Source organism: Umezawaea sp. (assembly GCF_057122925.1).
This window is the reverse complement of sequence record NZ_DBNGPQ010000078.1, coordinates 1-18807: the sequence shown is the minus strand read 5'-3', so window position 1 is coordinate 18807 and position 18807 is coordinate 1. Positions and strand designations below refer to the sequence as shown.

The 18807-nt window shown below is 72.9% G+C and carries 14 protein-coding genes; 6 read left to right on the top strand and 8 right to left on the bottom strand.

The features are described 5' to 3' along the window. Positions 1–98 precede the first annotated feature (98 nt). Positions 99–509 (bottom strand): hypothetical protein, encoded by a 411-nt coding sequence (locus AC156L_RS17245; protein WP_330875509.1) that lies wholly within the window; start codon positions 507–509, stop codon positions 99–101. Positions 510–774: 265 nt separating this feature from the next. Between AC156L_RS17245 and AC156L_RS17240 the strand changes: the two genes are divergently transcribed. After that, entirely contained in the window at positions 775–1023 is a 249-nt protein-coding gene (locus AC156L_RS17240; protein ID WP_330875510.1) for a hypothetical protein, read from the top strand. 171 nt (positions 1024–1194) lie between these two features. Here AC156L_RS17240 and AC156L_RS17235 read toward each other — a convergent pair whose 3' ends face one another. Together AC156L_RS17235 and AC156L_RS17230 are read right to left on the bottom strand one after the other, a co-directional pair. Further along, complete coding sequence (locus tag AC156L_RS17235) at positions 1195–2373, bottom strand: mechanosensitive ion channel family protein (protein ID WP_330875511.1); 1179 nt, start codon at positions 2371–2373, stop codon at positions 1195–1197. An 85-nt stretch (positions 2374–2458) separates the two neighbouring features. Next, positions 2459–3073 carry a TetR/AcrR family transcriptional regulator gene (locus AC156L_RS17230; protein WP_330875512.1) on the bottom strand — a complete coding sequence of 205 codons (615 nt, stop codon included), beginning with the start codon at positions 3071–3073 and terminating at the stop codon, positions 2459–2461. Between the two features lie 69 nt (positions 3074–3142). Here AC156L_RS17230 and AC156L_RS17225 point away from each other — a divergent pair, with 69 nt between their 5' ends. The 3 genes from AC156L_RS17225 to AC156L_RS17215 are packed head-to-tail and all read left to right on the top strand — an operon-like array spanning position 3143 to position 6521. Beyond that, a complete protein-coding gene (locus tag AC156L_RS17225; protein ID WP_330875513.1) occupies positions 3143–3997 on the top strand; it encodes a metal-dependent hydrolase in 855 nt (284 codons plus the stop codon). Next, a complete protein-coding gene (locus tag AC156L_RS17220; protein ID WP_330875514.1) occupies positions 3997–4905 on the top strand; it encodes a PDR/VanB family oxidoreductase in 909 nt (302 codons plus the stop codon). The genes AC156L_RS17225 and AC156L_RS17220 overlap by 1 nt, the downstream gene beginning before the upstream one ends. After that, a complete protein-coding gene (locus AC156L_RS17215) occupies positions 4902–6521 on the top strand; it encodes an SDR family oxidoreductase (protein WP_330875515.1) in 1620 nt (539 codons plus the stop codon). Before AC156L_RS17220 ends, AC156L_RS17215 begins: the two co-directional genes overlap by 4 nt. On the opposite strand, the gene AC156L_RS17210 is transcribed toward AC156L_RS17215, so the two are convergent. The 5 genes from AC156L_RS17210 to AC156L_RS17190 form a co-directional block, all read right to left on the bottom strand. Further along, positions 6518–7798, bottom strand: coding sequence for a M1 family metallopeptidase (locus AC156L_RS17210; protein ID WP_330875516.1), 1281 nt, complete (start codon positions 7796–7798; stop codon positions 6518–6520). The genes AC156L_RS17215 and AC156L_RS17210 overlap by 4 nt on opposite strands. Continuing rightward, complete coding sequence (locus AC156L_RS17205; RefSeq protein WP_414719852.1) at positions 7789–11655, bottom strand: Pls/PosA family non-ribosomal peptide synthetase; 3867 nt, start codon at positions 11653–11655, stop codon at positions 7789–7791. Before AC156L_RS17205 ends, AC156L_RS17210 begins: the two co-directional genes overlap by 10 nt. Before the next feature lie 250 nt (positions 11656–11905). Beyond that, complete coding sequence (locus tag AC156L_RS17200) at positions 11906–13354, bottom strand: DUF4153 domain-containing protein (protein WP_330875517.1); 1449 nt, start codon at positions 13352–13354, stop codon at positions 11906–11908. Between the two features lie 606 nt (positions 13355–13960). Further along, positions 13961–14974, bottom strand: coding sequence for a HAMP domain-containing sensor histidine kinase (locus AC156L_RS17195; RefSeq protein ID WP_330875527.1), 1014 nt, complete (start codon positions 14972–14974; stop codon positions 13961–13963). Positions 14975–14988: 14 nt separating this feature from the next. Further along, positions 14989–15675 carry a response regulator transcription factor gene (locus tag AC156L_RS17190; protein WP_330875518.1) on the bottom strand — a complete coding sequence of 229 codons (687 nt, stop codon included), beginning with the start codon at positions 15673–15675 and terminating at the stop codon, positions 14989–14991. Positions 15676–15758: 83 nt separating this feature from the next. On the opposite strand from AC156L_RS17190, the gene recD2 reads away from it, so the two are divergent. Together recD2 and AC156L_RS17180 are read left to right on the top strand one after the other, a co-directional pair. After that, on the top strand, positions 15759–17969 hold the full coding sequence (gene recD2, locus AC156L_RS17185; protein WP_330875519.1) for an SF1B family DNA helicase RecD2: 2211 nt from the start codon (positions 15759–15761) through the stop codon (positions 17967–17969). Positions 17970–17977: 8 nt separating this feature from the next. Beyond that, entirely contained in the window at positions 17978–18625 is a 648-nt protein-coding gene (locus AC156L_RS17180; RefSeq protein ID WP_484407015.1) for a DUF3558 domain-containing protein, read from the top strand. Positions 18626–18807 lie beyond the last annotated feature (182 nt).

Below are 18807 nucleotides of genomic sequence, written 5' to 3'. Positions count from 1 at the left end.
CGAGGCCCCGTTCCCCCTCGACCACGAGGGGGAACGGGGCCTTTCCCGTGGGTGTTCAGCGACGGCCCCGCGCCTGGTGCGCGGAGCCGCCGCGCCCGTCAGGGAGTCGGGTCCGGGAAGCCGATCGGTTCCTCCACGTCCGCGCGCGAGACCCCGTCGAGGGTCGCGGCCCGCGCCGCCGCGGAGACCGGCACGGTGGCGCGGATGTAGCCCACCGTCGAGTCGACCGACTCCACCGTGGCGCCGAGGTCCCGCAGAGCCAGGGCGGTCGCTTCCGTCCGCCCCTCGGCGGCGGCGATGGTCAGCACCACCGTCCCCCGCCGGGCCTGCTCGGCCGCGGCGATCAACTCCTTCGCGCGCGGCGCGAGGCTGGGCCGCTGGTCCGGCGTGCTCACCGCGCTCACCTCCGAGGCGATCGGCCCGGCACCGCCCTGGTCGGTAGCGCGTCCGCAGCCGCTCAGCGCGAACGCGCAGGTGATCAGCACCAGTGCCCTCTGTCTTCCCGTCACCTGGCTAGACGGGGCAGGAGGGCTGGATGGTTGCACCGATCGGCCTCCGACCCGTGCCGGCGCGACTGGGCCGCGTCCGCGACGCTGGACAGGCGGCATGGCCGCGTGCCGGACCTTCGCCGGGACGCGGTCAGGAGCTTCTCCGATCCCGATCCGAGGTGGTGCGACCGATCAGATCCCGCGAAAGCGGCCGTACGCCCCAGCGGAAGTCCGTGCGGACCGGGTATCCCCGTGCGTCGGCGGAAGACGAACGCGGGGGGCTCGGGTGGGGTACTTGATCGGCGTGGGCGGGTTGTTCCTGGTCGCTGTCGCGGGCGTGGTGCGGTGGAAGTCGCGGGGCAAACGGCTTGCCGTCCTCGCCTACCTCGTGGCGTTCGCGGGGTGGTCACTGGTGGCGCAGTTCCTCCTCAAGCCGCTCGTACCGCGCTCCGTGGTGGTCGCGGTCCTGCTGGGCGGCATCACCGCGGGCATCCTCGCCGCGGCCGTCATCGGCAGACGTCGAACGAATTCGTGATCGCGGCGGGTCCGCCGGGGCTGACCACGCCGCCCTTCGAGCAGCCCGAACGGACCTGGCCAGTGTCACTGCGTCGGCGGGCCAGGTGGGACGGGACGCGTCACACGCCGGAGCGGCCTTCACCCGGAGGGGTGCCGTTGCCCGTCTCGTACGGGCTGGGGCTGGACGTGATCACCCGATTTGGTCGGGGGCGCGGTGTGCGTGCAGCACTTCGCCACGCTCCTGGTTCCCGCCGAACGTCTGCACCCGTTCCTCACCGTCCACGCTCTCCCCGAACACCCGTGCGTCCGAGTCGTGATCCCCCCGACCACGCACGCCACCGGACGACACCGCAGCCGTCATCGCGTTGACCCGAACCTGCGGCAACGCCCCCGGCTCCCGTCGCCGCAACCAGTCCACCAGGTGCTCCCGCACCACGCACCGCAGGTCCCACAACCGCGGTGCGTCCGGCGCGCTCACCAGCGCCCGCACCCGCACGAACGAGTTCACCGCGTCCGTCACCTGCAACACGCACACCCGTCCGTCCCACAGGTCCACGCCTTCCAACGCGCGCCGCAGCTCCTGCCGCATCTCCTCGACCGGGACGGTCCAGTCCACGTCCAGCTCCACGGTCCCGAGCAGCTCGGACTGGCTCTTGGTCCAGTTCTCGAACGGCGTCTTCAGGAAGTACGACGTGGGCAGCACGAGCCGCCGGTCGTCCCACAGGTGCACGACCACGTAGGTCAGCGTGATGTCCTCGACGCGGCCCCACTGCTTCTCCACCACCAGCACGTCGTCCAGCCGGACCGCGTCGCTGAACGCGATCTGCACCCCGGCGAACACGTTGCCCAGCAACGACTGCGCGGCCAGTGCCGCGATGGCGCCGATCACGCCCGCGGAGGCCAGCAGGCTCGTCCCGGCCGCCCGCGCCGCCGGGAAGGTCATCAGCATCGCGGCGGCGGCCAGCAGTCCGACCACGACCACCGTCACGCGCCGGACGAGGGTGATCTGGGTGTGCACCTTGCGCGCGTGCCGGTTGTCGGTCACGTCGACCCTGATCCGCGACAGCGTGGCGTCCTCCGCGACGGTCAGCAGGGTCGCGAGGAGCCAGGCCCCGGCCGCTATCAACGCCAAGCCGACCGCGTGCAGCACGGCGGGCCGCCAGTTCCCGATCCACGTGCCCACCCCGAGCGAGAACTGCACGGCGACCAGCACGGCCACCACCTGGGCGGGCCGGTGCGCCTTCCGCGCCAGTCGCGCGAACAGGGCGGACCGCCGCCCGATCCGCACGACGGCCCGGTGCACGACCGCCACCAGCAGGAGCGCGAACAGGACTGATCCGGCGAACGTCAGCAGCGTGGTTACCAGCATGTCGTCGCGGGTACCCACACCGCCTTCGCCTCAGGCCTTCCCCGTCCCGCGTCACACCGCGCCGGTCGGCCGCGGCCGAGCAGGCTCACTTCGGCAGCAGGTGGGCCATCCGGGCGACGAACCCCACCAGCCGGTCGGGCGTGAAGCGGTCCGGGTCCAGCAGGGCGAGGCGGCCTGCCATCTCGCCGAGCGCCAGCATCGCGTGGCCGAGCAGTTCCGCGTCCAGCTCGTCCGGTCCGCCGCGCGTCCGCAGTCCCAGTTCGGCCAGCGCGGCCACCTGTTCCACCAGCCGCTCCCGCACCGCCGACACCTGCTCGCGGAACTCCGGCGGCGTCCCCTCGGGCGGGAGCAGCACGAGCCGCCACCGGTCCGGCGCCTCCAGCACGGCGTGCACGAACACGTTCACGGCGTGGGCGAACGCGTCCTCGGGGCCGCGTTCGGCGAACGAGGTCGGCAGCGCCGCGAGCACCTGTTCCGTCGCCCGTTCGGCCTCGCGGTCCAGGAGTGCGGTGATCACCTCGGCGCGGTTGGCGAACTGCTCGTAGAGCACGGGCTTGGTGACGCCCGCCGCGCGCGCCACGGCCTCCATGGTGAGGCTGCCGAAGCCGTCGCCGATCAACCGCAGCGCCCCGTCGAGCAGCTGTTCCCTGCGCTCTTCGGGTGGCAGTCGGGCGGCGTACCTGCGACGTGTTGTGCCCACCACACCATATTGCTACGGTGGCGTAGCTTTCACAAAGCTACGCAGGCGTAGTAATTGCCGGAGGTCGCGATGGAGCCCGACAACCTCGTGCTGCAACCGAGGGACGTGCACTTCGACTGGGCCGAGCTGCCGATGCACTGGGTGCCGGAGGAGCCGGTGGCCACGCACGTGATGAACGTGCTGCACCTCCTGCTGCCCGCGGGCGAGCGGTGGTTCGTCCGCACGTTCCAGGAGGCCCTCCCGCTGATCACCGACGACGACCTGCGCGAGGACGTGCTCGGCTTCATCGGTCAGGAGGCGGTGCACGCCGAGGCGCACAGCGAGGTGCTCGACCACCTGCTGGCGAAGGGCCTCGACCCCCGGCCGTTCACCGACCGGGTGGAGTGGGTGTTCGACCGCGTCCTGGGCGAGCGGCCGAACCCGACCCCGGAGCGGCGCGCGGAGCAGCTCGTCGAGCGGATCGCCGTCGTCGCGGCCATCGAGCACTTCACCGCGTACCTGGGCGACTGGATGCTCAACGCCACGGCGCTCGACCGCGCGGGCGCCGACCCGACCATGCTCGACCTGCTGCGCTGGCACGCCGCCGAGGAGGTCGAGCACCGGAGCGTGGCGTTCGACCTGATGCGCCACCTCGACCGCCGCTACGGCCGCCGCGTCCGCGCGATGCTGATCACCGCCCCGCCGCTGTTCTGGCTCTGGGTGAGGGGCGCCCGCTTCCTGGTGGCGGCCGACCGGACGGCCGGGCCGCTGACCCCGCGCGACTTCCGCCGCGCGGGCCGCCGCGGGCTGCTGCCGACGGGGTACGACCTGTTCCGCGCGTTCCTGCGCTACTTCCACCGCGACCACCACCCGAAGCAGGAGAACTCGACCAGCCAGGCGGTCGCGTACCTGGCCACGTCGCCCGCCGCGCGGGACGCGCACTGATGGACCCCTTCCTGCGCGGCCTCGCCAGGTTCACCGACGGCTACCTGAGGGCGTTGCCGCTGATGGGCAGGGCCCGCCCCGGCCGACCGGGCTCGATCCCGCGGCTCGCGGTCGCCGAGCGGCGGGTCGTCGCGCGTGACGTGGTCGCCCTGCGGCTGGTCGGCGACGGCCCGCTGCCCGCGTGGCAGCCGGGCTGCCACCTCGACCTGCACCTCGACTCCGGCCTGCGCAGGCAGTACTCGCTGTGCGGCGACCCCTCCGACCGGACGGGCTACCGGATCGCCGTGCGCCGCGTCGGGGCGGGCTCGACCGAGGTCCACGCCCTTCGGCCCGGTGACCGGATCGCCGTCCGAGGCCCGCGCAACGCCTTCCCGTTCGTCGCCGAGGGCCCGGTCCTGTTCGTCGCGGGCGGCATCGGCATCACCCCGATCCTGCCGATGGTCCTGGAGTCCCGGCGGAGGGGCCTCGACTGGCGCCTGGTCTACACCGGCCGCTCGACGGACTCGATGCCGTTCCTGGACGAACTCCCCGGAGACCGCGTCGACGTCCGGGTCGGGCGCGCGGACGGACCGCTCCGCGACGCCCACCCCGACGGCGCGGTCTACTGCTGCGGCCCGCCGTCGATGCTGGCCGCCGTCCGCCGCGACTTCGCCTCGACGCGGCTGCACTTCGAGCGGTTCGCGCCACCGCCCGTCGTGGACGGCCGCCCGTTCGACCTGGAACTCCGGCGTAGCGGCGTGGTCCTGCGGGTACCCGCCGACCGGACCGCGCTCGACGTCCTGCGCGACCTGCGCCCGAACGTCCCGCACTCCTGCCGCCAGGGCTTCTGCGGCACCTGCGCCGTCGGCGGGGTGCGGGTCTGCGTGGACCGCCCCGCGGGTGACCGACTCGTCCTGGAGGAACTGTGAACGTGCTGTCCGGTGGGGTCCGCTTGGCGGTCCAGGAGCACGGCGACCCGGCCGCCCCCACGGTCGTGCTGGTGCACGGCTACCCCGACACCCACGCGGTCTGGGACGACGTGGTCCCGCTGCTGGCCGAGGACTTCCACGTCGTGACCTACGACGTGCGCGGCGCCGGCGACTCGGACCGGCCCCGCGAACGGGACGCCTACGCGCTGGAGTTCCTGAAGCGGGACCTGTTCGCCGTGCTCGACGCCGTGAGCCCCGACCGGCCGGTGCACCTCGTGGGCCACGACTGGGGTTCGGTGCAGTCCTGGGAGGCCGTCACGGAACCCGGCGCGCGCATCGCGTCGTTCACGTCGATCTCCGGCCCCTGCCTGGACCACCTGGGCACGTGGCTGCGCCGTCCCGGCCGCGAGCAGCTGCGGCAGCTCCTGCACTCCTGGTACGTCTTCGCGTTCCAGCTGCCGGTGCTCGCCCCGCTGCTGTGGCGGCTGGGGCTGGGCAGGCGCTGGGGGAGCCTGCTGCGCAGGCTCGAAGGCGTCCGGCAGAGCCCGGCGCCGACGCTGACGGGCGACGCCGTGCGGGGGATCGCCCTGTACCGGGCCAACGTCCTGCCGCGCCTGAGGGCTCCGCGCGACCGGCGCACCGACGTCCCGGTGCAGGTCGTGCAACCCCTGCACGACCGCTACGTCGACACGAGGCCGCTGCCGCTGGAGCGCTGGGTCACCACGCTGCGCCGCACCGTCCTCGCCTCCGGCCACTGGGCTCCGCTGACCCACGCGCCGGCGGTCGCGCGCCTGGTCACCGAGTTCATCCGCGACACCTCGCCGAAGCGCGAACTCGTCGTGGTCACCGGCGGTGGCAGCGGGATCGGCCGCGCCACCGCGCTCGCGTTCGCCGCACGGGGCGCGGAGGTCGTGGTGTCCGATGTGGACCTCGACGGGGCCGAGGAGACGGCCAGGCTGGCGGGCGGTCACGCCTACCGGGTCGACGTCTCCGACGAGCGGGCGGTGCGCGCGTGGGCCGCTGAGGTCGCGGCCGTGCACGGCGTGCCGGACGTGGTCGTGAACAACGCGGGCGTCGGCCACTCCGGCTCGTTCCTCAGCACCTCCACCGAGCAGTGGCGGCGGGTGCTGGACGTGAACCTGTGGGGTGTGGTCCACGGCTGCCGCGCGTTCGGCGAACTCATGGTCGAGCGCGGGGAGGGCGGCCACATCGTGAACCTGTCGTCCGCCGCCGCCTACCTGCCGTCGAAGATGCTCTCCGCCTACGCCACCAGCAAGGCCGCCGTGTTCATGCTGTCGGACTGCCTCCGCGCCGAGTTCGCCCCCTCGGGCATCGGCGTCTCGACGATCTGCCCCGGCGTCGTGCGGACGAACATCACCGCCACCACCACGTTCTCCGGTGTCGGGGAACGGGAGCAGGCGCGCAAGCGGGAGCGGGCCTCGCGCCTGTACGCGCTGCGCGGGTTCGGACCGGAGCGGGTCGCCGAGGAGGTCGTCCGCGCGGTCCGCACCGGCAGGCCGGTCGTTCCCGTGACGGTGGAGGCGAAGGCGGCCCGGCTGCTCAGCCGCGCCGCCCCCTCCGCGCTGCGCGCGTTCGCCAAGCTGGGCGTGCTCTAGGCGGGCAGCTTCCCCTCGTGCAGCCAGGAGCGGAAGAACGGCCCCAGCGGCAGGCTGGTGTGCCGCTGGGCCACGGCGATGAACTGCTCCGTGGTCGCCGTGCGGTGCCGGTAGGTGTGCGTCCACTCGCGCAGCGCCGAGAAGAACGCCGCGTCGCCCAGGACCGTGCGCAGGGAGTGCAGCGTCAACGCCCCGCGCTTGTACACGCGGTCGTCGAACATGTCGGCCACACCGGGATCGCCGATCCGCAGGTTCTGCGGCTGCCGCGCCAGCAGCGCGCGGGCCCTGGTCGCGAGCACGGAGGCCGGGGTGCCGCCGGACTCCGCCGACCACAGCCACTCCGAGTACGCCGCGAAGCCCTCGTTGAGCCAGATGTGCCGCCAGTCGGCCAGTCCGACGCTGTTGCCGAACCACTGGTGCGCGAGTTCGTGCGCGACCAGGCGTTCGAAGCCGCGCTTGCCGTCGACGTGGTTGGCGCCGAACACCGACAGGCCCTGGGCCTCGATCGGCACCTCCAGGTCGTCGTCGGTGACGACGACGGAGTACTGGCCGAACGGGTAGGGCCCGAACAGCCGCTCGAACAGGGCCATCATGGCGGGCTGGCGGCCGAAGTCCGTGGCGAACTTGGCGACCAGCCTGGAGGGCACGGCGGCGGGCTGGCCGTCGGCCAGTTCCAGCTCCTCGTACTGTCCGACCTGGACGGTGGCGAGGTAGGTCGCCATCGGCACGTCCTGCTCGTACACCCACGTCGTGGTGCTGCCGCCGACCCTGCCGTCGACCAGGACCCCGTTGGCCAGCACGGTGTACGGCGACGGCGCGGTCACGGCGATCCGGTAGGTCGCCTTCTCCCGCACGGTGTCGTTGCACGGGAACCACGAGGGCGCGCCGATCGGCTGGCTGGCCACGATCGCGCCGTCGGTGAGCTGGTCCCAGCCCAGGTCGCCCCACGCCCGCGTGCGGATCGGCCGGGGCGTGCCGACGTACCGCACCTCCACGACGAACCGCGTGCCCGCGGGGACGGGCTTGCCCACGCGCACGCGCAGCTTGCCGCCGCCGTGCGAGTACCGGACCGGCTTGCCCCCGACGAGCACGCGCTCGACCTTGAACGTGCCGAGGTCGAGCGCGAACGCCGTCAGCGCCTCGCCCGCGACGACCGTCAGCCGCGCCCGACCGGACAGCCGGGCCGCGACGGGCTTGTAGTCGATCTCCAGGTCGTAGTGCGCGACCCGGTATCCCGTGTTGCCGTGCGCGGGGAGGTACGAGTCGTTCAACGCCATGCCGAGATCGGGTTCCCGAGCCAGCGGGTCCCCGACGGCACGTCCTCGCCGCGCATCACCAGGGATGCGGGCCCCACCGTCGTGTGCGCGCCGATCGTCGAGCCCGGCAGCACGATCCCGTGCGGCCCGAGCGTCGCGCCCGCGCTGAGCGTCACCTGGTCCATGCGCAAGATCCGATCATGGAACAGGTGGGTCTGCACCACGCACCCCCGGTTGACCGTTGCCCCCTGGTCCAACCGGACCAGGTCGGCCTCGGGCAGCCAGTACGTCTCGCACCACACGCCGCGGCCGATCCGGGCACCCATCGCGCGCTGCCACAGGGTCATCAGCGGCGTCCCCGAGACCGAGCCCACGAGCCACGGCACGGCCAGGACCTCGACGAACGTGTCCGCCAGCTCGTTGCGCCAGACGAAAGCGCTCCACAGCGGGTACTCCCGCGCCCGGAACTTCCCGACCAGCGTCCACTTCGCCGCGACCGCCACCGCGCACGCCGCGACGCCCGCGGCCAGCAGCAGCGCGCCGCCGCCGAGCGCGGCGGCCCAGAAGCCGTGCCCGGCGAGGAACTCGAAGCCCGCGAGCGCCAGCACGGCCAGCGCGACGGACGCCATGACGGGCACGATCCGGCACAGCTCGACCAGCGCCCGCGCGACCACCAGCCGCCGGGGCGGGTCGAACGTGCGGCTGTCGTCGCCGGTCTCGACCGTGCGCGGCAGCTTGATCGGCGGCATCCCGAGGTACGAGCTGCCCGCCTTCGCGCGCTTCGGCGTGGACGACAGGACGCCGACCAGGCCGCGGTTCGGCACCGAACGACCGGGTGCCGTCATGCCCGAGTTGCCGAGGAACGCGCGCTTGCCGACGCGGGCCGCGGCGATCCGCAGCCAGCCCCCGCCGAGTTCGTAGGAGGCGACCATGGTGTCGTCGGCCAGGAACGCGCCGTCGCCGACCGTGGTCATCTTCGGCAGCGCCACGACCGTGGACGCCTCGACGCGACGGCCGACCTTCATGCCGAGCGCGCGCAGCCAGACCGGGGTGAACAGGCTGGCGTACAGCGGGAACAGGCTGCCGCGGGCCATGTTCATCAAGCGCTCGGTGGTCCACGCCTGCCAGGCGACCCGCCCGTGCACCGGGTGGTAGCCCTCGCGCAGGCCGATGCTCAGCAGCCGCACGGACACCAGCACGACCAGCGCGTACGCGGCCATCCAGACGAGGGTGGCGGCCGGGACGGTCAGCAGCGCCGTGCCCAGGGCGTCGGCCGGACCCGTGGTGCCGCGCAGGAGGTAGCCGACCAGCAGCAGCGCGGGCAGCGCCGTCACGGCGGACAGGGCGCTCAGCCCGAACGACGTCACGCCGTAGGCGAACTGCCAGCGGCGCGACCGCGGCGGGCGGGCGTCCGGCCAGCGGTGCGCCGCCTTGCCGTCCTTCATCGCGGGCACACCGGACCAGCGCTGGCCGGTCGGCACGGAGCCGACCACACCGGAGCCGGGGGCGATCTCGGCGCGCTTGCCGACGCGGGCGCCGGGGAACAGGGTGCTGCGGGCGCCGACCGTGGCGCCCGCGCCGACCCGGATCTTGCCGATGTGCAGCCGGTCGCCGTCCAGCCAGTGGCCGGACAGGTCGACCTCGGGCTCGACGGCGCTGTACCGGCCGAGCTTCAGCATGCCCGTGACGGGCGGCAGCGAGTGCAGGTCCACGCCGGGCGCGACCTTCGCGCCGAGGGCCCGCGCGTAGTGCGTGACCCAGGAGCCCGCGAGGTTCGTGGCGCCGCTCAGCTCCGCGAGCCGCTCGGCGGCCCACAGCCGCGTGTGGACGCTCCCGCCGCGCGGGTACGTGCCGGGGCGGACGTCGCGCAGCAGCAGGCGGGCGCCGCCCGCGGCGATGGCGAGCCGTCCCGGCGGGCTGATCACCAGCGCCCAGCCGACCGCGACCCACGCCCAGGAGATCGTGGGGGCCCAGGTGTACGTGCCGGTCAGCGCCAGCACGTTGTTGATCGCGGCCAGCGCGACCGTCCACCGCAGACCGACCAGCGTGAACAGCGGGACCACCAGCAGCGCCTGGAGGAGCTGCGTCGAGCGGGGCGTCGGGGCGACCTCGCGCGCGGACGCCGTCTCGGCCGCGAACTCGTCCAGCCGCGCGGCCAGCGCGCCGAGCGACGGGTAGGCGTACACGTCGCTGACCGAGCCGCTGGGGAAGCGGGCGCGGAGCAGCGAGACCAGCTGAGCGGCGGCCAGGCTGCCGCCGCCGCTGGCGAAGAAGTCGTCGGCCGGGCTGGTCGCGGGGGAGCCCAGCAGCTGCCCCCACAGCTCCGCCAGCCACGCCTGGGTGCCGTGCAGCTCCACGGCGGGCCCGGCGGCGTCCAGGGACGGCAGCGGCCACGGCAGGGCACCGCGGTCGACCTTGCCGGACGTCTTGGTCGGCAGCGTGTCCACGACGGCCAGCAGCGGCACCAGCGCGGCGGGCAGCGCGGCCCGCAGCTGTGCGATGGCGTCCGCCTGGTGGAAGGCCGTCCCAGCTGATTCGGCGACGACGACGTACCCGACCAGCAGTTGGGTGCCCGCCTTGGTCGTGCGCACGGCCGCGGCGGCCCCGGCGACGTTCGGCAGCGCCTGGAGCGCCGCGTCCACCTCGCCCAGCTCGATCCGGCGACCGCCCAGCTTGACCTGCTCGTCCGCGCGGCCCAGGAACAGCAGGCCCTCCGCCTCGGCGCGCACCAGGTCGCCGCTGCGGTAGGCGCGCTCCCAGCCCAGCGCGGGCAGCGGCGCGTACTTCTCGGCGTCCTTGGCCTCGTCCAGGTAGCGGGCCAGGCCGACACCGCCGATGACGAGCTGGCCGGTCCCGCCCATCGGCACGACCTCGCCCGCCTCGTCCACGACGGCCAGCTCCCAGCCGTCCAGCGGAAGGCCGATGCGCACCGGGCCCTCTCCGGTCAGCCGGGCCGCGCACGCGACGACGGTCGCCTCGGTCGGACCGTAGGTGTTCCACACCTCGCGGCCCTCGACGGCCAGCCGCTCGGCCAGCTCGGGCGGGCACGCCTCGCCGCCGAAGATCAGCAGCCGCACGTCGTCCAGCGCCTCGGTCGGCCACAGCGCGGCCAGCGTCGGCACCGTCGACACGACGGTGATCTCCTGCTCGACCAGCCACGGCCCCAGGTCCATGCCCGTGCGCACCAGCGAACGCGGCGCGGGCACCAGGCAGGCGCCGTGCCGCCACGCGAGCCACATCTCCTCGCACGACGCGTCGAACGCCACCGACAACCCGGCCAGCACCCGGTCGTCCGGGCCGATCGGGTCGTCGGCCAGGAACAGCCGCGCCTCGGCGTCCACGAACGCCGCGGCCGACCGGTGCGTCACGGCGACGCCCTTCGGCTTGCCGGTCGAACCGGACGTGAAGATGATCCACGCGTCGTTGGTCGGCCCGGGAGCCCCGACCAGGCCCACCGGCGTGCCGCGCAGCACCAGTTCGCGGTCCTCGCCGAGCACCGCGCAGACGGCGGCCTCGGTGAACACGACCTCCGCGCGCTCGTCCGGGTCCTCGGCGTCCACGGGCACGTACGCCGCGCCCGCGGCCAGCACCGCGAGGATCGAGACGTACAGGTCGACCGTGCCCGACGGCACCCGCACGCCGACCCGGTCGCCGAGACCGATGCCGTCCGCGGCGAGCTTCTGCCGCAGCTCGTCCACGGCGGTCAGCAGGCCGCGGTAGGTCAGCGCGGTGGTGCCGTCGTCCAGGGCAAACGCTTGCGGGTACCGCTTCGCGGTCTCCGCGAGCACGTCGACCAGCGTCCGCTCGGACGCGGCCGGGGCGGCGTCGAACAGCGCGGGCGGGGCGGTGGTGATGGGCTCGTCCTGCACAACGGTCACGGGATCAAGCCAGCCGAGCACGAACGCACGTCATCCTCCGGGATGGTGGGGAAGCTGCTCCGCACCCGGTGGTTCCCGGCCAAGCAGCTCTCGGGCGGCCGCAGCGCCAGCCCTCCGACCTGCGACTTTACCTCTGGGTAACGGATGTTGCCCCATTACCTATACCGCCAGTGGCTGTTGTCACAGGACGCTAACGCCCACGATGGCCCGAACGAGTGAGCCCATCCCGCCATCCGGAACGCCCTCGTTGTCACCTGGTCGTGGTGTACCCGAGGCTGCACCCGCGCTCCCAGGAGACGGCGTCGAGCAGCGGACGGGCCCGCTCCCGGCTCAGGTTCCAGGCGAACCAGTCCTCGGTGTCGTAGAGGTCGGACTTCATCCGCACGAGCAGGCAGTCCCGCACGTCCGCGGGCAGCGGCCCGAACGCGGGCACGGCGTCGACCGACAGCGTGGCCAGGTACGGCAGGTCGATCTTGCCGGTCTCCCGCCAGCGCTCGACGTTGTGCTCGGCGATGAACCGGTCCGGGTTCAGCGCGGCCAGCACCAGCAGCGTCGCGACCCCGGTGGCCACCATCGAGCGGGGCAGCCAGCCTGCCCGCAGCTTCACGCCCGCGCCGACGACCAGCAGGTAGACCAGGGCCAGCCACACCTCGCAGGAGAGGACGAGCAGCCGCAGCGTCGTGAACCCGTACGCCTGCTGGTAGGCCCACATGCGGTGCAGGGCGGACGCCACGATCACCAGGGTCAGCCCGGACAGCCCGCCGAGCAGGACCCGCAGCCACAGCCGGTCCGCCGCCGTCTCCGTCGCCGCGAACCGGGTCGCGACCGCGATCACCACGAGCGTGAGCACGGTGACCGCGAGGAGCTGCCAGAACCCGCCGCGCGCGTAGTCGGCGTAGGTCAGGTCGGCCGTGCGCTGCACGTGGTCGTCACCGCCGAACAGGCTCGCCAGCCGCACGCCGACGAACACGGTGAACACCGCGACCAGCAGCCCGATCGGCACCGCCCACTCCCGGCGCGACACCGTCCTGCGCTCCTTCGGCGGCGAGTCCAGCGGCAGCGACGCGACCTGCGCGTAGCAGGCGCCGATCGTGCCCAGCCCGATCACGACGAACAGGAACCCCCACTCGAACGGCGACCCGATGTCCACGACCGGGACGAGGTCGTGCAGCAGCGCCGCGAACGCCGCGTCCGCACTCGCGAGCAGCGGCACGAACACCAGCAGCAGGCCCGCGCTGATCAGGATCGTCCGCCCGAGCTTCCGGTCGCGGCGCGCGGGCCCGGCCGCCTTCAGACCGCGCACCGCCCACCCGATCGAGGGCACGGCCGCGAGCGGAACCGCGGCGATCCCCAGGACCACCCCGCGCAGCGTCCGCCCGTCCGTGACCGCGAGCGACCCCGCCGCGCACGCCGCCAGCAGGGTCAGGGCGAACAGCCAGCCCGACGCGAGGAACGTGGAGACGCCCAGGAGCAGCAGCGCGGCGGTCGCCCACGCGATGCTCTCCGGCGAGCGCCGGTTCGACACGGCGAACACGGCGACGACACCGACGATCCCGGTGAGCAGCCAGCCGAGGCCGGGCACGTCCACCGGCAGCACCGCCGCCGCCGCGATCCCGGTACCGGCGCCCGCGTAGAGCACGTGGCGCGGTGCCGGGTCGGTCGGAGCGGTCCACAGCGGCTTGGGCTGCCGCAGGAGCATCGGTGGCAGCGGCGGCGGGGACTGCGACGACTGCGGGGATGACGCCCTGGCGACCGGCGGTGCCGCCACCGCGACCGAACCACCGCCTGGAGATCCCCCATCCGAGTCCGGGCCCGCCGAACTCCCGCTCACCGCCCCCCGGCTCCCCGAGCCCCCACTCGCCGAGCCCCCACCTCCCGAGCGCTCTCCCTCTGACTCCTCAGCCCCTGTGCCCTCGCCCGCCGAGCCCTCGCCCGCCGAGCCCTCACTCGCCGAGCGCTCTCCCGCTGAGCGCTCACCCCCTGAGCGCTCACCCCCTGAGCGCTCACCCCCTGAGCGCTCCCCCTCCGCGCCCTCACCCCCTGTGCCCTCGCCGGCCGAGCCCCCGCCCGCCGAGGACCGCTCGGCGGCGGTTTTCCCCAGCACGGGTTCCTCGACCTCGGGGTCGGGTGCACCGGCCTTCCTGGGCGTGGACCGCACGGGCATCGCCGTCGTGGGAACGGCCCCGATGCGGCGCAGACCGAGTTTTCTGGGCACGCCGACGACAGGCTCGTCGTTCATGGGATCACTCCGGTTTCGAGGAGCAGGGACTCTCAGCAAACAGAGACGTCCGGCGGACGGGGAGGTTCAGCGGGAGGGCAGGGTGACGCGGATGCGGCAGCCGGGACCGTCGACGACGGCGATCGAGCCGCCGTGCAGGTCGACCACCCAGCGGGCGATGTTGAGACCGAGGCCGGTACCGCCGCCACCAGCCCGTTCCCCTCGGGTGAAGCGTTCGAAGATGCGCTCGCGGTCCTCGCGCGCGATGCCGGGACCCTCGTCCACGACCTCGACCACGAGTTCGTCCGCGGTGGACACGGCCCGGACGTCCACCCGGCCGTCGGCGGGACCGTGCCGGGCGGCGTTGTCCAGCAGGTTGACCACGACCTGGTGCAGCCGCGCCGGGTCGGCGACCGCGGTGGCACCGGGCGGGCTCACCTCCAGCGTGAAGTGCACACCGCGCTTCGCGGCCGACGCGGCGACCTCCGCCTCCGCGACCACGTCCGCCAGCAGCGGCTCCACCTCGAACTCCTCGTGGTTGAGCGCGAGGACACCGGCGTCCACCTTGGACAGGTCGAGCAGTTCGGTGACCAGCCTGCCCAGGCGCTCGGTCTGGACCAGAGCGGTCCTCATCGTCGGACCGTCGGCGGGTGCGACGCCGTCGACCACGTTCTCCAGCACGGCCCGCAGCGCGGTGATGGGCGTCTTCAGCTCGTGCGACACGTTCGCGATCAGTTCGCGGCGCTGCTGGTCGGCCGCGGCCAGGTCGGCCGCCATCCGGTTGAACGCGCTCGCCAGCTCGCCCACCTCGTCCCGCGCGGTCGCCCGCACCCGCCGCGAGTAGTCACCGGCCCGCATCGCGCGCGCCGCGGCCGTCATCTCCCGCAGCGGCCTGGTCATGCCGTGCGCGAGCACCTGCGACGTGAACAGCACGATGACCAGCGACCCGACCGTGCTCCTGACGGGCAGCCAGCCGATCTGCGACCAGAAGAACGCGAAACCGGCCGCACCCGAGGCCACCAGCAGGATGCCGAGCTTCAGCTTGATCGACCGCACCGGGTCCAGCGGTCGGGGCAGCTCCTCGACGAGCATCGCGACCATCGTGCGGAACACGGTCACCGGGGCACCTCCAGCGCGTACCCGACCCCGTGGACCGTGCGGATCAGGTCGGCACCCAGCTTGCGGCGCAACGCCTTGATGTGGCTGTCGACCGTTCGCGCGCCCGTGCTGTCGTGCCATCCCCACACCTCGCTCAGCAGCCGTTCCCTCGGCTGCACCGCGCGGGGCCGTTCCGCGAGGTGCACCAGCAGCTCGTACTCGGTGGGCGTCAGGTGCGCCTCGACGCCCGCGCGCTGCACCCGCCGTTCGACCAGGTCGATCTCCAGGTCGGCCAGCTCGATGCGCGACTCCGAGCGCGGCCGCGCGGCCCGGTCGACCCGGCGCAGCAGCGCGTGCACGCGGGCAGCCAGCTCGCGCGGCGAGAACGGCTTGGTGAGGTAGTCGTCCGCGCCGACCGCGAGCCCGACCAGCAGGTCCGTCTCGTCGCCGCGCGCGGTCAGCATCAGCACCGGGACCGGTTGGTGCGCCTGGATCCGGCGGCACACCTCCAGGCCGTCGTAACCGGGCAGCATCACGTCCAGCACGACCAGGTCGGGCTCGTTCGCCGCGACCGCGGCCACCGCGGACGGGCCGTCGTGCGCGAGTTCGACCGCGAACCCCTCCGCCCGCAGCCTGGCCGCCACCGACTCCGCGATGGCCAGCTCGTCCTCGACCACCAGTACCCGCCGCTGTCCCCCGGTCATGCGGCGACTGTAGGCCGCCGAGGTGGAGAGGTCCGGGGTGACTTGTGGAGGTCGTGTGGAGGTGTGCGCCTAGGGTTGGGGGCATGGCAGGCGAGGGAGCGGTCCTGGAGGCCGTGCTGGAGCGCATCACCTTCGCCAACGACGAGACCGGCTACACCGTCGCCAAGGTCGACACCGGCCGCGGTGGCGGTGACCTGCTGACCGTCGTCGGCGCACTGCTCGGGGCGCAGCCGGGCGAGTCGATCCGGATGCGCGGCCGGTGGGGTTCGCACCCCCAGTACGGCAAGCAGTTCTTCGTGGACGACTACACGACCGTGCTGCCCGCGACGATCCAGGGCATCCGCCGCTACCTCGGTTCCGGGCTGATCAAGGGCATCGGGCCGGTGCTGGCCGACAAGATCGTCACCCACTTCGGCGTGGACGCCCTCGACGTGATCGAGCGGACGCCGGAGCGGCTGATCGAGGTGCCGCGGCTCGGCCCCAAGCGCACCAAGCTGATCGCCGCCGCGTGGGAGGAGCAGAAGGCGATCAAGGAGGTCATGATCTTCCTCCAGGGCGTCGGGGTGTCGACCTCGCTCGCCGTCCGGATCTACAAGCAGTACCTGGACAGGTCGATCGAGGTCGTCCGCCAGGAGCCGTACCGGCTGGCGTCGGACGTGTGGGGCATCGGCTTCCGCACCGCCGACGTGATCGCCAAGGCCGTCGGCATCCCGCACGACAGCCCGCAGCGGGTCAAGGCCGGGCTCCAGTTCACGCTGTCCGAGGCGACCGGCAACGGCAACTGCTTCCTGCCGGACCAGTCGCTGATCGGGGAGGCCATCAAGATCCTCCAGGTCGACGCCGGGCTGGTGATCGACTGCCTCGCCGAACTGGTGGCCGAGGAGGGCGTGGTCCGCGAGGTCCTGCCGCTGGACGGTGAGGACGTCGCCGCGATCTACCTGGTCCCGTTCCACCGCGCGGAGATCTCCGTCGCGGGCCAGTTGAGACGGTTGCTGTCCGGTCCGGAGGAACGCATGCCCGCGTTCTCCTCCGTGGACTGGACGCGCGCGTTCGCCTGGCTCGGCGCGTCGCTGGAGGAGAAGCAGCAGGAGGCCGTGAAGCTCGCGCTGACCAGCAAGGTCGCGGTGCTGACCGGCGGACCGGGCTGCGGCAAGAGCTTCACCGTGCGGTCCGTCGTCCGGCTGGCCGCCGCCAAGGGCGCGAAGGTCGTGCTCGCCGCCCCGACCGGCCGAGCCGCCAAGCGCCTCACCGAGCTGACCGGCCACGAAGCCCGCACCGTCCACCGGCTCCTGGAGCTGAAGCCGGGCGGCGACGCGGCGTTCGACCGCGACCGGCCGCTCGACGCGGACCTGGTGGTCGTGGACGAGGCGTCCATGCTGGACCTGCTGCTCGCCAACAAGCTGATCAAGGCGGTGGCTCCCGGCGCGCACCTGCTGCTCGTCGGCGACGTCGACCAGCTGCCGTCCGTCGGTGCAGGCGAGGTGCTGCGCGACGTGCTCTGCGACGGCAGTCCCGTCCCGAACGTCCGCCTCACGCACATCTTCCGCCAGGCCCAGCAGTCCGGCGTGGTCACCAACGCCCACCGGATCAACTCCGGCGAGTACCCGATCGTCCAGGGACTGCCCGACTTCTTCCTGTTCCCGGTCGAGGAGTCCGAGGAGGCCGCGACCACGACCGTCGACGTCGTGGCCCGCCGCATCCCGGCGAAGTTCGGCCTCGACGCGCGCCGCGACATCCAGGTCCTCGCCCCGATGCACCGCGGCCCGGCTGGCGCGGGCGCGTTGAACACCGTCCTCCAGGAAGCCCTGACGCCTGCCCGCGAGGGTCTGCCGGAACGCCGCTTCGGCGGCCGCGTCTTCCGGCTCGGCGACAAGGTCACCCAGATCCGCAACAACTACGACAAGGGCGCGAACGGCGTCTTCAACGGCACGATGGGCGTCGTCACCGCGCTCGACCAGGTCGAGCAGAAGCTCACCGTCCGCACCGACGAGGACGAGGACGTCGACTACGAGTTCGGCGAACTCGACGAGCTGACCCACGCCTACGCGATGACGATCCACCGTTCACAGGGCAGCGAGTACCCGTGCGTCGTCATCCCGCTCACCACCAGCGCGTGGATGATGCTCCAGCGGAACCTCCTCTACACCGCCGTCACGAGGGCCAAGAAGCTGGTCGTCCTGGTGGGATCTCGGAAGGCGATCGGACAGGCCGTGCGCACGGTAGGCGCTGGTAGGCGACACACCGCACTGGACCACCGGCTCCGGTCGACCCCAGGTGTGGAAAAGTTTTTGTAGATCGTCCGGTGCGATTGGGGGCACACTTCTTCCCGGCAAGAACCCCGAGCCGTGAGGACAACCCTGTGCGCACACTGCTCCTCCTAACCGTCATAGCACTGGCCGCGACGGGATGCGGGGACAGCACAGCCGCCCCCGCGGGCTCCGGTGGCGACACCACGCAGCACGGCGCCCCCCGAGTCCGCACCCCCCTCGACTCCACGAAGGCCGCCAAGAAACCCTGCACCCTGCTGTCCGGACCCCAGCTCAAGACCCTCGACATGGTGGGCGTCGAAGGCGTGGAGGAATCCACCCCGACCGGCCCCATCTGCTCGTGGGACGACACCGAGGGCGACAGCGGCCAGTACGTGACCTTCACGTTCACCACCGGCAACGGCAACGGCGGCCTGGACCGCGTCTACGAGCTCAAGAGCACCTTCCAGCTCTTCGAACTCCAGGCACCCCTCCAGGACTACCCGACCCTCCTCAACGCCCCCACGGACGATCGCAGGAACGGCGTCTGCGCCCTCGTGGTCGGCATCACCGACACCCAGATCCTCACCACGACGGTGAAGCTCCGCACCGGGCCCAAACCCGCCCCACGGGCCTTCGAACCCTGCGCCGTGGCCCGTGAAGCAGCCGACCTGGCTCTGACGAGCATCCGCGAACAGGCCTAGTCGGACCGATCAGCCGGACCGATCACGTGGGTCGGTCAGGTGGGCCGGTCGAAGTGGACTGTTCGGAGCAGGGTCCGGTGGTCGAGGTGGTTGAACCGCGCCGGATCGTGTGGCGGTGCGTCGCGACCTGAAACGTGGCCGGGGGGAGCACCCGGCAGTTGATCGACGGCATCCGGTGGGGG